This window comes from Pseudomonas sp. SDO5215_S409 (assembly GCF_054071325.1).
Window position 1 is genome coordinate 173,846 of record NZ_JBSVWN010000004.1, and the last position, 12,874, is coordinate 186,719.

The window sequence follows — 12,874 nt, forward strand, 5'->3', positions numbered from 1 at the left end:
GGCATAAAAATGGGGCGCTAAGGGAGGGCGATTGTAGCGCAAGCGTCAGGCGCTGCGGTTGGTAAAGCTGTGCAGGGCTTTTTCGATGCACTGGGCGGTTTTGCCGAAGGCTTGCACGGTGGTTTCCGAGAACGGCCCGCCGCCCTGGTCGACAATCGCGAGCATCACCACCCGGCCATTGGCGCTCAGCGAGCGTAACAGCAGGTGCTCGCCATTGAACAGGCGGCGCAGCAGCGGCGGCAGCAGCGGGGCGAATTGGGCGTGGTTGTCGGGCGTCAGGCGCACTTGGGCGGTCTTTTGCAGCAGGCGTTGCAGCAGCGTGCTGTGCGTGACGTCCAGGCTCAGGTGATCGGCTTCCTTGGGCAGGCCAGCCGCCTGATGGGCACGCAAGGTGCTCTGGGCTTTGTCTGTCATCAGCAACAGAACCCGTTGCATGCCGCACGCCACCAGGGCTTCCCGGGCGCAGGTGGTCAGGTGCATGGCGTTGGCAAAACGGCTTGGTTCCACCAGCAACTCAGTGCAGCGGCGACGCCAGAGGGCCAGGGATTCGGCGGTAGGCGGCGGTGCTGGCAACAAACCGTGATGCACCCGTTGCACATGCCACGGCCAGATCAGCGACAGGGCCGGGTGCCAGAGGTCGGGCAACAGGTTGTTGCGGGCGCTGGTCACCGCTTGTTGGTGAGCCTGTTGCTGCACATCGGCCAGCGGCTGTTGCAGGTACAGCGCGGTGAGGTACTGCCAGCGCTGGGTGTGCGGGCACGTCCAGGACTCCTGCGCCGCCAGCGCCATGCCGTTGGCCAGTAAAACCGTATTGGCCGGTTGATTCAGCCAGCGGCGCAGTGACGGGTCGGCGTCCAGCAACTGTTGCTGGCGCAGCGGTGCGTCTTCGCGGGCGATGTGCAGCGCCTTGACCAGCAGACGCTGTTCGGTAAGCAGCAGCGTATAGCCCTGGGACACCCAGATCGGCAGGCGCCACGCCTCGGTCAGCCCAAGGCACAGGTCCAGCAGGCGCACGCCAAAGAGTTCCTGTTCCACTGTGTGTGCAGGCTGGCCTTTGTGGATGACCCGCAGTTCCCATGCTTCCAGCAATTTGGGGTAGGCGATCGCCATTGGCCATAGTGGCGACAGGAACAACAGGCTGCCCCAATGAATGTCTTGCCACAGCCGTGCCAGGCGGCTGGCGAACAGGCCGTTGGCTTGTTGCGAGGCGTGCTGGCTGATCAACTGCAATTGGCGCAACGCCGCCGGGATCTCATGGGCGGGCACCGAAGGCAGGCGCGCCAGCAACTCCTGGGTACGTTTGAGGCCCAGGCGGTTGATTGCCACTTCAAGGTTTTCGGCGGGTTCGGCCAGGCTGCCATGCGTATGGTGGTTGGCTTCGCGCATCACGCTGAGCGCCAGCGCCGGGCTGTTTTGCATCAGTTCTGCAATATCGCGCAACGAACTGCGGTTGTCGGCGATCGCCTTGCACACCCGATCGTGACTAGTCTTGGGAACAGGCAACAGCACCGCATCCAGGCACTTTATCCAGGCAGCTAGGTCGGCAGGTTTTTGAGTCGGGGCTTTGGTTTCTTTGGCCATGATTGGGGCGCGATCATCACTTGCGGTCAACACGCCCGGAGCGGGCCGAACTGGCTTTTCGCCGTAACGGGCTATAGTCTGGCGCAGATTTGCCGATAAGTAGAAGAAGAGTTTTTAGAACTTCCGAATATGTCCATGAACCCGACGGCGTAAGTACCCCTCTCCTATGGCTAAAATTATCGGCATCATCGTCGTCATCGCCAGCGTGCTCGGCGGCTACGTCCTGTCCCACGGTAAAATTGCGGCGCTGATCCAGCCCTTTGAAGTGCTGATTATCGGCGGCGCAGCCTTTGGTGCATTCCTGCAGGCCAACCCCGGCTACATGACGATGCACGTGATCAAAAAGTCGCTGGGCATGTTCAGCTCGCGCTTCTCCCACACCTTCTACCTGGAAGTGCTGGGCCTGATCTACGAGATCCTCAACAAGAGCCGCCGCGAAGGCATGATGGCCATTGAGGGCGACATCGAAGACGCCGCCGCCAGCCCGATTTTCGCCAAATACCCGGCCGTGCTCAAAGACGAGCGCATGACCGCTTACATCTGCGATTACTTGCGCATCATGTCGTCCGGCAACATGGCTCCCCATGAGCTGGAAGGCCTGTTCGACATGGAGCTGTTCAGCCTCAAGGAAGAGCTGGAGCACCCGTCCCACGCCGTGACCGGCATTGCTGACGGCATGCCCGGCTTCGGTATTGTGGCGGCCGTACTCGGTATTGTCGTGACCATGGCATCCCTGGGCGAAGGCGACCAGAAGGCTATCGGTATGCACGTGGGTGCGGCGCTGGTGGGGACCTTCTTCGGTATTCTCGCGGCCTACGGCTTTTTTGGTCCGCTGGCGACGTCCTTGTCTCACGATGCCAAGGAAGAGTTGAACATTTACGAAGCGATCAAGGCATCGTTGGTGGCTTCTGCTTCCGGGATGCCGCCGTCGCTGGCGGTCGAGTTCGGGCGCAAGGTCTTGTACCCCAAGCACCGTCCAAGCTTCGTCGAGCTGGAACAAGCGGTTCGCGGTCGCTAAGCCATGGAAAACAACCAGCCGATCATCATCAAGCGCGTCAAGCGCTTTGCTGCGGGGCATCATGGCGGCGCCTGGAAAATCGCCTTCGCCGACTTTGCGACGGCGATGATGGCGTTCTTCCTGGTGCTGTGGCTGATGTCCACGGCCACGCCTGAGCAGAAAATCGCCATCGCCGGTTACTTCAAAGACCCCATTGGGTTTTCCGAAAGCGGCACCCCGTTCGTGATCGACCTGGGCGGCTCGCCACAACTGGCGCCCGAGCGCACCATCAACCCGGAAATCAAGACCGAGTCGCCGCCGACCAATATCCCCATCGAGCGCGAAACCGTCGAGAGCATGGCTGAACAGGTCGAGCAGGAGCGCCTTGAGCTGCTCATGCAGGAGCTGCAAACCAAGGTCGACGATAACCCGCAGTTGCAGAAGTTCAAGGACCAGATCCAGTTCCAGATCACGCCGGACGGCCTGCGCATCCAGATCATGGACGCGGCGAACCGCCCGATGTTCGACTCTGGCAGCGCGCGCCTCAAGCCGTACTTCGAGGACATCCTGCTGGCCATGTCCGACACCATCAAGGCGGTGCCGAACAAGATCAGCGTGAGCGGCCACACCGATGCCAAGCCCTATGCCGGGCAAGGTGACTTCGGCAACTGGGAACTCTCGGCCAACCGCGCCAACGCCGCCCGTCGGGTGCTGGTGGCCGGGGGTTACCCGGACCCGCAAGTGGCGCGGGTGGTGGGCTTTGCCTCTTCGCAATTGTTTGACATCAAAGACCCGTTCAACCCGGTCAACCGCCGTATCGACATCGTGGTACTGACCAAAAAAGCCCAGCGGGCGATTGAAGGCGAACAGGGCGCGGTAACGCCGCAACCCACTCAGGGCGACGGCGCGCCGGGCGAAGTCCCGGTTGACCCAAATGCGCTGCCCCCGGAGCAAGAACCACTGCCGGCGCATGAACTGCGCCAGAAGCTGAACCTGTTTGATGACGGCGCAGTGAAGGACCCGACGCAGCCCGCGACGGGTTCATAAAGCCGATTCAACAAGGCCGCGATTATCGCGGCCTTGTTGTAGGGATCGACTAGTAACTACTGTCCGGCAAGCTCGCAATAATCGACCGGTAGCTGTTCATCCGCTGCTGCTGCACCCGGCCATCTTCCAGCGCCTTGAGCAGGGCGCACCCCGGTTCGCGGTCATGCTTGCAGTCGCGAAAGCGGCAGGTGCCGATCAGGTCGTTGAACTCGATAAAGCCCGCCTCGACATCGGCGCGGCTGACGTGGCCCAGGCCGAATTCGCGAATCCCCGGGGAGTCGATCAACTCGCCGCCGCCTGGGAAGTGGAACAGACGCGCGGTGGTGGTGGTGTGGGTGCCTTGGCCGGACAGCTCCGACAGCGGCCCCACGCGGGTTTCGACCTCGGGCAGCAGGCTGTTGACCAGCGACGACTTGCCCACGCCCGACTGGCCCACGAACACGCTGATGCGCCCGTCCAGCTGTTCCTGCAACTGTTGCATGCCGTTGCCGTGGTGCGCAGACACCTCCAGCACCGGGTAACCCAGTTGCCGGTACACCGCCAGCAGCGCGTTGAGCGCCGGGGCGTTTTGCTCGTCGATCAGGTCGAACTTGTTCAGCAGCAGTAGCGGGCGGATGCCTGCGTGTTCGGCCGCGACCAGGTAGCGGTCGATCAGGTTGGCGTGGGGCTCGGGCAGTGGCGCGAACACGATGACGATCATGTCGACGTTGGCCGCCACTGGCTTGAGTTGGCCCCGGCTGTCGGGACGGCGCAGTTCGGTGGTGCGCGGCAGCTGGGCGACGATCACGCCGATGCCCTGGTTGCCAGCGCGCCACACCACTTGGTCGCCGGTCACCAGGGCAGGCAGGTTGGCGCGCAGGTGGCAGCGCGACACTGTGCCGTCCTGGGCCTCGACTTCCACCTGCACACCGAAATGCGCGATCACCAGGCCCGTTTGTTCGGGGCCCAGGTCGCCGCCTTCCAGTGCTTCCACGGCGGAAGATTCACGCTTGGCGGCGCGAGCGGCGCGTTCGCCCTGAATCTTTTCGATGCGCCAGTTTTGGCGACGGTTGAGCTGGCGTTTGGCCATGGGTGTTCCGTGTCGATAATGCAAAGGTTAGGTAAAACGGTCGCGAGTCTAGCACGCCCTGCCTGCTAAACTGCGCAGCTACGCCAAGGTGCCAAGAGAATCCAACCATGCAAAACCCACAGAACCTGATCTGGATCGATCTGGAAATGACCGGTCTGAACCCCGACACCGACGTCATCATCGAGATGGCTACCATTGTCACCGACAGCAACCTCAACACCCTGGCCGAAGGCCCGGTGATTGCTATCCACCACAGTGACGAAGTGCTGGCGCGCATGGACGAGTGGAACACCCGCACCCACGGCAACTCCGGCCTGACCCAGCGCGTGCGTGAAAGCCGCGTGAGCATGGCCGAGGCCGAGGCCCAGACCCTCGCCTTTCTGGAGCACTGGGTGCCCAAGGGCAAGTCGCCGATCTGTGGCAACAGCATCTGCCAGGACCGACGCTTCCTCTATACCCACATGAAGGCACTGGAAAGCTACTTCCATTACCGCAACCTGGACGTGTCCACCTTGAAGGAACTGGCCGCACGCTGGGCGCCGGAGGTCAAGGACAGCTTCCACAAGGGCAGCACGCACCTGGCGCTGGATGACATTCGCGAGTCGATTGCCGAGCTGCAGCATTACCGCAAGCATTTCATCAAGGCATAAGGGCGGGGCGGGCACCCCTTTTGGTGCCATCACTCAATGAGTAGACTGCGCGCCTCTTTGCAAGGATCGCCATCATGCTGCTGATGCTCTACCTCATCGCCATCACCGCCGAAGCCATGACCGGTGCGTTGTCTGCCGGGCGGCGCGGCATGGACTGGTTTGGCGTGGTGCTGATCGCCTGCGTGACGGCGCTGGGCGGTGGTTCGGTGCGGGACGTGTTGCTGGGGCATTACCCGCTGACATGGGTCAAGCACCCCGAATACCTGGTGCTCACCTCGATTGCGGCGCTGGTGACGATCTTTATCGCGCCGCTGATGCGTCACCTGCGCTCGGTGTTTCTGGCGCTCGACGCCGTGGGCCTGGTGGCGTTTACCCTGATCGGCAGCATGACCGCGCTGGAAATGGGCCATGGCATGCTGGTGGCGTCGGTCAGCGGGGTGATCACCGGGGTATTTGGCGGCATTTTGCGGGATATTTTCTGCAACGATATCCCGCTGATCTTTCGCCGGGAGCTGTACGCCAGCGTTTCGTTCCTCGCCGCCTGGTTCTACATGCTGTGCCTTTACCTGGCACTACCCAGCGAGCAAGCGATTTTGCTGACACTGTTCAGCGGTTTTCTCCTGCGGCTGCTGGCGATCCGGTTTCACTGGGAAATGCCCAAGTTCGTCTACAACGACGACGTGCACTGACGTTCGGCGTGCTGCTTGAGCGCCCATTCCACATGCTCGCGGACCAGCTCTGAGGGGTAGTCGCGGCGCGCCTTCAAGGCTTCCAGCACCGGAATGCTTGAAGGCGCATTGCCCAAGCCCACCGCCAGGTTGCGCAGCCAGCGTTCGTAGCCCGCGCGGCGCAGCGGCGAGCCTTCGGTGCTGCCAAGGAATGTGTCCTCGTCCCACATGAACAGCTCGGCCAGTTCAGCGTTATCCAGATTGTGCCGGGGCTTGAAGTCGCCCTCTGCCGAGGTGCGGGCAAAGCGGTTCCAGGGGCATACGATCTGACAGTCATCGCAGCCAAACACCCGGTTGCCGATCAGCGGGCGCAGGTCCTCGGGAATCGCATTCTTGAGCTCGATGGTCAGGTAGGAAATACAGCGCCTGGCGTCGAGCACGTAGGGCCCGACGAAGGCATTGGTCGGGCACACGTCGAGGCAGGCGGTGCAACGGCCGCAATGCTCGGTGACGTGAGGGGCGTCTACCGGCAGGGGCAGGTCTACAAACAGCTCGCTCAGGAAGAAATAGCTGCCGGCCTTGCGGTTGAGCACCAGGGTATTTTTGCCGATCCAGCCGAGCCCGGCCTGTTCGGCGATGGCTTTTTCCAGAACGGGCGCGCTGTCGACAAACGCACGAAAACCGAAGGGGCCGATGTGTGCCTGAATGCGATCGGCCAGTTGCTGTACGCGCTTGCGGATCAGCTTGTGATAGTCGCGCCCCAGGGCGTAGCGGGAGATGTAGGCTTTGTCGGGTTTGGCCAGCAGTTGCGCCATTTGGGTGTCGCCGGGCAAGTAGTCCATGCGCAGTGACACCACGCGCAGGGTGCCGGGCACCAGTTCTTCGGGGTGGGAGCGTTTGCTGCCGTGGGCGCTCATGTAGTCCATTTCGCCGTGATAACCGGCCTCGAGCCAGCGTTGCAGGTGTTGCTCATGCTCGGCCAGGTCCAGGCCGCTGATGCCCACTTGTTGGAAACCCAGCTCCCGGCCCCAGTCTTTGATCGATTGGGCGAGGGCGGGGAGGTCGTAGGTAATAGCAGGCATGAGAAACGGGAAACCACAGGTGAGATGCGTATAATTCTGCCAGACATCGGAGCTTGAAGACGCATGCCTCAGACAAAACACCCTATTCCCGACGTTCAGCCCCTGTTGCCCGGCCACTTGCCGCACCTGGCTGCGCGCGCCCCGGACGCCCATAAAGGCCAGTTCGGCCATGTGCTGCTGATCGGCGGCGACCACGGTTTTGGCGGCGCTGCCCTGCTCAGTACCGAAAGCGCCCTGCGCAGCGGCGCAGGCATGGTTTCCCTGGCCACTCGCCCTGAACACATCGCGGGCGCGCTGGCGCGGCTGCCGGAGGTCATGTCGGTGGGCGTGAGCTCGGCCAACCAACTGATGGGCCTGCTGGAAAAGACCTCGGTGATCGTCATAGGCCCGGGCCTGGGCCAGGCGTGCTGGGGCCGCAGCCTGTTGTCGGCAGCGGCCAATGCCCGTCAGCCGCAAGTGTGGGACGCCGACGCGCTCAACCTGCTGGCCGCCGGCAAGGTCGAGTTGCCGACGGGATGTGTGATTACCCCTCATCCCGGTGAGGCCGCGCGCTTGATGGGGATATCGACAGCCGAGGTTCAGGCCGATCGCCTCAAGGTCGCCCGCCAGTTGAGTCAAACATTCAATGCCGTGACCATTCTCAAGGGCGCTGGCAGTCTGATCGCAAGCCCCGATGGCCGGGTTGCACGGTGCGATCAGGGTCATCCTGCGATGGCCACCGCAGGCCTGGGCGACGTGCTGGCGGGCCTGGTGGGCGCGTTACTGGCCCAAGGCATGGCCGCATTTGAGGCGGCGTGCCTGGCCGTGTGGCTGCACGCGACCGCCGGGGACCGTCAGGGCCGTTTTGGCCGCGGGTTGGCCGCCAGTGACCTGATCCCCGCCATTCGTCAGTTATTGGAGGAGCAATCACCGTGTTTGAAGTAACCCTGTTGCTGGCCGATGAAGACGCCACGGTCGCGTTTGGCAAGCGCATCGCCGACGTGACCCGGGGTGCCGGCCTGATCTTTCTGGAAGGCGACCTGGGCGCGGGCAAAACCACCTTGTCGCGCGGCATTATTCGCGGGCTGGGTCATGCAGGGGCGGTAAAAAGCCCTACATTTACCCTGGTGGAGCCTTACGAAATCGGCGCGGTGCGTGCGTTTCACTTTGACCTTTATCGTCTGGTGGACCCCGAGGAGCTGGAGTACATGGGCATCCGTGACTACTTCGAAGAAGACGCCTTGTGCCTCATCGAATGGCCGGACAAGGGCACGGGCTTTTTGCCAAAGCCCGACCTGACCATTACCATTACGCCGCATGAGCAAGGACGTCAGCTGAAGTTGTTGCCCCAGAGCCCGCGCGGCGAGTCCTGGTGCGGCGCTCTGGCATTGGAATTCAAATAATTGGTGGGGTTAGGTATGCGCTTTCGCGCGTTGGTTGCTGTCGTAGGGGTGTTGCTTGCGGCAATGACTGTCAATGCTCTGGCTGCTTCCCAGGTGCGCAGTGTGCGCCTGTGGCGGGCGCCGGATAACACGCGACTGGTTTTCGACCTGTCTGGCCCGGTCCAGCACAGTGTGTTCACCTTGAGCTCGCCCGATCGCCTGGTGATCGACATCAATGGCGCGACCCTGGCCGCCCCGCTGAAGGTGTCCACCGCCAATACCCCGATCACCGCCATGCGCTCGGCCCAGCGCACGCCAACCGACCTGCGGGTGGTCATCGACCTTAAAAAAGCCGTGACGCCGAAGAGTTTTTCCCTAGCGCCCAACGCCCAATACGGCAACCGGCTGGTGGTCGACCTGTTCGACAACGCCGCCGACGCCGCCCCACCGCCTGCGCCCGCTCCTAACGTGGCGACGGTGCCTGCCGTGCCGGTGACGCCCGCGCAGCCGCAGGTCAAATTGCCGCCACCGCCGCCGGCTCCTGCGGGCAAGCGCGACATTATCGTGGTGATCGATGCCGGTCACGGTGGCGAAGACCCGGGTGCCTCGGGTTCGCGCGGCCAGCATGAAAAAGACGTGGTACTGGCGATCGCCCGCGAATTGCAGCGCCAGATCAACGGCATGAAGGGCTATCGCGCTGAGCTGACGCGTACCGGCGACTACTTCATTCCACTGCGCGGTCGTACCGAAATCGCCCGCAAGAAGGGCGCCGACCTGTTCGTTTCGATTCACGCCGATGCGGCGCCCTCCGCGGCGGCGTTTGGTGCGTCGGTGTTTGCCTTGTCTGATCGCGGCGCCACGTCCGAGACGGCCCGGTGGCTGGCAGACAGCGAAAACCGTTCCGACTTGATCGGCGGGGCGGGCAACGTGTCCCTCGACGACAAGGACAAGATGCTTGCGGGCGTCTTGCTGGACCTGTCGATGACCGCTTCGTTGACCTCCAGCCTGAACGTTGGCCAGAAGGTGCTGAGCAATATCGGTCGGGTCACGCCATTGCACAAACAGCGTGTGGAGCAGGCCGGGTTCATGGTGCTCAAGTCACCGGATATTCCGTCGATCCTGGTGGAAACCGGCTTTATCTCCAACTCCAACGAGGCTTCCAAACTGGCCACCGCCAGCCATCAGCAGGCCCTGGCCCGTTCGATCAGCGCAGGTGTGCGCCAGTTCTTCCAGCAGAACCCGCCGCCGGGGACGTACATCGCCTGGCTGCGCGACTCTGGGAAAATTGCCCAGGGGCCCCGTGAGCACCGGGTGCAACCGGGCGACACGGTGGCGATGCTGGCCGTGCGCTTCCAGGTGTCGGCTGTCACGCTGCGCAGCGCCAATGGGCTCAAGAGCGACGAACTGAAGGTCGGGCAAATGCTGACCATTCCTGGCACTGAATTGGCGGCGCAGTAATGAGTGAATCCGTGATGAGCAATGCCGGGCGTATCGAATTGCTCAGCCCGCGCCTGGCCAACCAGATCGCGGCGGGCGAGGTGGTGGAGCGCCCGGCGTCGGTGATCAAGGAGCTGCTGGAAAACAGCATCGACTCCGGCGCCAAGCGCATCGATGTGGATGTGGAGCAGGGCGGCGTCAAGCTGCTGCGGGTGCGCGACGATGGCAGCGGTATTTCCGCCGATGACCTGCCATTGGCTCTGGCCCGTCACGCCACCAGCAAGATTCGTGACCTCGAAGACTTGGAGCGGGTGATGAGCCTGGGGTTTCGCGGTGAAGCCCTGGCCTCCATCAGTTCCGTGGCGCGCCTGACCCTGACCTCCCGCACCCGCGGCGCCGACCAGGCCTGGCAGGTGGAAACCGAAGGCCGCGACATGGCCGCCCGGGTCCAGCCGGCGGCGCATCCGGTGGGTACGTCGGTCGAGGTGCGCGACCTGTTCTTCAACACCCCGGCGCGGCGCAAATTCCTCAAGGCCGAGAAAACCGAATTCGATCACCTGCAGGAAGTCATCAAGCGCCTGGCATTGGCCCGCTTCGATGTGGCGTTCCACCTGCGTCACAACGGCAAGACCATCCTCAGCCTGCACGAGGCCCATGACGATGCCGCCCGCGCCCGGCGTGTGGCGGCGGTGTGTGGGGCGGGTTTTTTGGAGCAGGCATTGCCGATCGAGATCGAGCGCAACGGCCTGCGGCTGTGGGGCTGGGTGGGGTTGCCGACGTTCTCGCGCAGCCAGGCGGACTTGCAGTATTTCTTCGTGAATGGCCGGGCGGTGCGCGACAAGCTGGTGGCCCACGCGGTGCGCCAGGCGTATCGCGATGTGCTGTTCAACGGCCGGCACCCGACCTTTGTACTGTTTTTCGAGGTTGACCCTTCGGTGGTCGACGTCAACGTGCACCCGACCAAGCACGAAGTGCGCTTTCGGGACGGGCGCATGGTGCACGATTTCTTGTACGGCACCCTGCACCGCACCCTGGGCGATGTGCGACCGGACGACCAGCTGGCCGCGCCGATTGCCACCGCCATCGTCCGCCCGAGCGGGCCGCAGGCAGGTGAATTCGGGCCTCAGGGCGAAATGAGCCTGGCCGCCAACTTGCTGCAATCGCCCCCGCCTGCGCCGAGCTATAACGCACCCGGGTCGGGGGCGGGCGCCGGTTATCAGTATCAATACACGCCCCGCCCGCAATCGGCGGTGCCGGTGGCCGAGGCCCAGGCCGCCTATCGCGAGTTTTTTGCGCCGCTGCCGGGCGCCGAAACCCCGGCGAGTGCCGCCTTGCCGGAAGGCCAGGGCGATGTGCCGCCGCTGGGGTATGCGCTGGCGCAGCTCAAGGGCATCTACATTCTTTCGGAAAACGCCCACGGCCTGGTGCTGGTGGACATGCATGCCGCTCACGAACGGATCATGTACGAGCGCTTGAAGGTGGCCATGGCCAGCGAGGGCCTGAGTGGCCAGCCCTTGTTGGTGCCCGAGTCCCTGGCCGTCAGCCAGCGTGAGGCCGATTGTGCCGAAGAGCATGTCGGCGTGTTCCAGAAGCTGGGTTTTGAACTGCAACGCCTGGGCCCGGAAACCCTGGCGATCCGCCAGATCCCGGCGCTGCTCAAGCAGGCCGAGGCCAACCGGCTGGTGGCAGACGTACTGGCCGACCTGATGGAGTACGGCACCAGTGACCGTATCCAGGCGCATATCAACGAACTGCTGGGCACCATGGCCTGTCACGGTGCGATCCGCGCCAACCGGCGCCTGGCGCTGGCGGAAATGAACGGCTTGTTGCGCGACATGGAAAACACCGAGCGCAGCGGGCAATGCAACCATGGCCGACCGACCTGGACCCAAATGGGGCTGGACGATCTGGACAAACTGTTCTTGCGCGGTCGCTGAATGAGCGCCTTGCCTCCCGCCATCTTTCTGATGGGCCCGACCGCCGCTGGCAAGACCGATCTTGCGATCGAGCTGACCCGTGTGCTGCCCTGCGAGCTGATCAGCGTCGACTCCGCCCTGGTTTACCGGGACATGGACATCGGCACCGCCAAGCCGTCAAAAGCGCTGTTGGCCGAGTATCCGCACCGCCTGATCGACATCATCGACCCGTCCGAGAGCTATTCGGCGGCCGATTTTTGCACCGACGCCCTGGCGGCCATGGCCGATATCACCGCCCGGGGCAAGATCCCGCTGCTGGTGGGCGGCACCATGCTCTACTACAAGGCATTGCAGGAAGGCCTGGCAGACATGCCGCCCGCCGATCCCAATGTGCGTGCAGCCCTGGAAGAAGAGGCGGCGCGCCTTGGCTGGCAAGCCCTGCATGAGCAGTTGGCTGCGGTGGACCCGGTGTCCGCCGCACGGATCCATCCCAACGACCCCCAACGTCTGACGCGGGCGTTGGAGGTGTGGCGGGTCAGTGGGCTGACGATGACCGAGCACAGACTGAGACAATCTGCGCAAAGTACTGATGCAGGCGCTTCGGGACGGCAACATTTACCCTATACTGTGGCGAATCTGGCCATCGCTCCGGCGAATCGCCAGGTGCTGCACGACCGAATTGAACAAAGATTCACAATTATGTTGGAACAGGGGTTCGTGGACGAGGTCGTAGCACTGCGTTCCAGAGGTGACCTGCATGCGGGGTTGCCTTCGATACGTGCGGTAGGCTATCGCCAAGTCTGGGATCATCTGGATGGCAAGCTGACGTCAGCCGAAATGCAGGAGCGGGGCATCATCGCCACGCGCCAATTGGCGAAGCGCCAGTTCACCTGGCTACGCAGCTGGACTGATTTGCACTGGCTGGACAGCCTGGACAGCGACAATCTGTCACGCACCTTGAAATACCTGGGAACGGCCTCCATATTGAGCTGAGTCCCGGCAATTGCCGTCTATCCTTGGGGGTGTGACGGTTCTAAGCTTTCTAAATTTTCCGAATTTTCATTAT

At 63.0% G+C, this 12,874-nt stretch carries 12 protein-coding genes; 9 read left to right on the forward strand and 3 right to left on the reverse strand.

Annotation, left to right across the window (positions count from 1 at the left end):
• Window positions 1–45: 45 nt before the first annotated feature.
• Window positions 46–1,581 carry an HDOD domain-containing protein gene (locus tag ACW9H9_RS03580; RefSeq protein WP_457341637.1) on the reverse strand — a complete coding sequence of 512 codons (1,536 nt, stop codon included), beginning with the start codon at window positions 1,579–1,581 and terminating at the stop codon, window positions 46–48.
• Between the two features lie 166 nt (window positions 1,582–1,747).
• Here ACW9H9_RS03580 and motA point away from each other — a divergent pair, with 166 nt between their 5' ends.
• Window positions 1,748–2,599, forward strand: a complete 852-nt coding sequence (gene motA / locus ACW9H9_RS03585; protein WP_457341638.1) for a flagellar motor stator protein MotA — start codon at window positions 1,748–1,750, stop codon at window positions 2,597–2,599.
• A gap of 3 nt (window positions 2,600–2,602) precedes the next feature.
• Window positions 2,603–3,625, forward strand: a complete 1,023-nt coding sequence (motB, locus tag ACW9H9_RS03590; protein WP_457341639.1) for a flagellar motor protein MotB — start codon at window positions 2,603–2,605, stop codon at window positions 3,623–3,625.
• Between the two features lie 49 nt (window positions 3,626–3,674).
• Here the strand turns inward: motB and rsgA are convergent, their stop codons facing one another.
• Window positions 3,675–4,694 (reverse strand): small ribosomal subunit biogenesis GTPase RsgA, encoded by a 1,020-nt coding sequence (gene rsgA / locus ACW9H9_RS03595; protein ID WP_457341640.1) that lies wholly within the window; start codon window positions 4,692–4,694, stop codon window positions 3,675–3,677.
• Window positions 4,695–4,801: 107 nt separating this feature from the next.
• Between rsgA and orn the strand changes: the two genes are divergently transcribed.
• Window positions 4,802–5,344, forward strand: a complete 543-nt coding sequence (gene orn / locus ACW9H9_RS03600; protein ID WP_457341641.1) for an oligoribonuclease — start codon at window positions 4,802–4,804, stop codon at window positions 5,342–5,344.
• A gap of 71 nt (window positions 5,345–5,415) precedes the next feature.
• Complete coding sequence (locus tag ACW9H9_RS03605; RefSeq protein ID WP_457341684.1) at window positions 5,416–6,033, forward strand: trimeric intracellular cation channel family protein; 618 nt, start codon at window positions 5,416–5,418, stop codon at window positions 6,031–6,033.
• Here the strand turns inward: ACW9H9_RS03605 and queG are convergent.
• On the reverse strand, window positions 6,012–7,094 hold the full coding sequence (gene queG, locus ACW9H9_RS03610; RefSeq protein WP_457341642.1) for a tRNA epoxyqueuosine(34) reductase QueG: 1,083 nt from the start codon (window positions 7,092–7,094) through the stop codon (window positions 6,012–6,014). The genes ACW9H9_RS03605 and queG overlap by 22 nt on opposite strands.
• A 63-nt stretch (window positions 7,095–7,157) precedes the next feature.
• Here queG and ACW9H9_RS03615 point away from each other — a divergent pair, with 63 nt between their 5' ends.
• Genes ACW9H9_RS03615 through miaA form a run of 5 tightly spaced genes read left to right on the forward strand, consistent with a single transcriptional unit; the run spans window position 7,158 to window position 12,801 of the window.
• Window positions 7,158–8,018, forward strand: coding sequence for an NAD(P)H-hydrate dehydratase (locus tag ACW9H9_RS03615; RefSeq protein WP_457341643.1), 861 nt, complete (start codon window positions 7,158–7,160; stop codon window positions 8,016–8,018).
• Window positions 8,006–8,476, forward strand: a complete 471-nt coding sequence (gene tsaE / locus ACW9H9_RS03620) for a tRNA (adenosine(37)-N6)-threonylcarbamoyltransferase complex ATPase subunit type 1 TsaE (protein ID WP_457341644.1) — start codon at window positions 8,006–8,008, stop codon at window positions 8,474–8,476. The genes ACW9H9_RS03615 and tsaE overlap by 13 nt, the downstream gene beginning before the upstream one ends.
• Window positions 8,477–8,491: 15 nt before the next feature.
• On the forward strand, window positions 8,492–9,913 hold the full coding sequence (locus tag ACW9H9_RS03625) for an N-acetylmuramoyl-L-alanine amidase (RefSeq protein WP_457341645.1): 1,422 nt from the start codon (window positions 8,492–8,494) through the stop codon (window positions 9,911–9,913).
• Window positions 9,914–9,927: 14 nt separating this feature from the next.
• Window positions 9,928–11,829 (forward strand): DNA mismatch repair endonuclease MutL, encoded by a 1,902-nt coding sequence (gene mutL / locus ACW9H9_RS03630; protein ID WP_457341685.1) that lies wholly within the window; start codon window positions 9,928–9,930, stop codon window positions 11,827–11,829.
• Complete coding sequence (gene miaA / locus ACW9H9_RS03635; protein ID WP_457341646.1) at window positions 11,830–12,801, forward strand: tRNA (adenosine(37)-N6)-dimethylallyltransferase MiaA; 972 nt, start codon at window positions 11,830–11,832, stop codon at window positions 12,799–12,801.
• The last annotated feature ends 73 nt before the right edge of the window (window positions 12,802–12,874 follow it).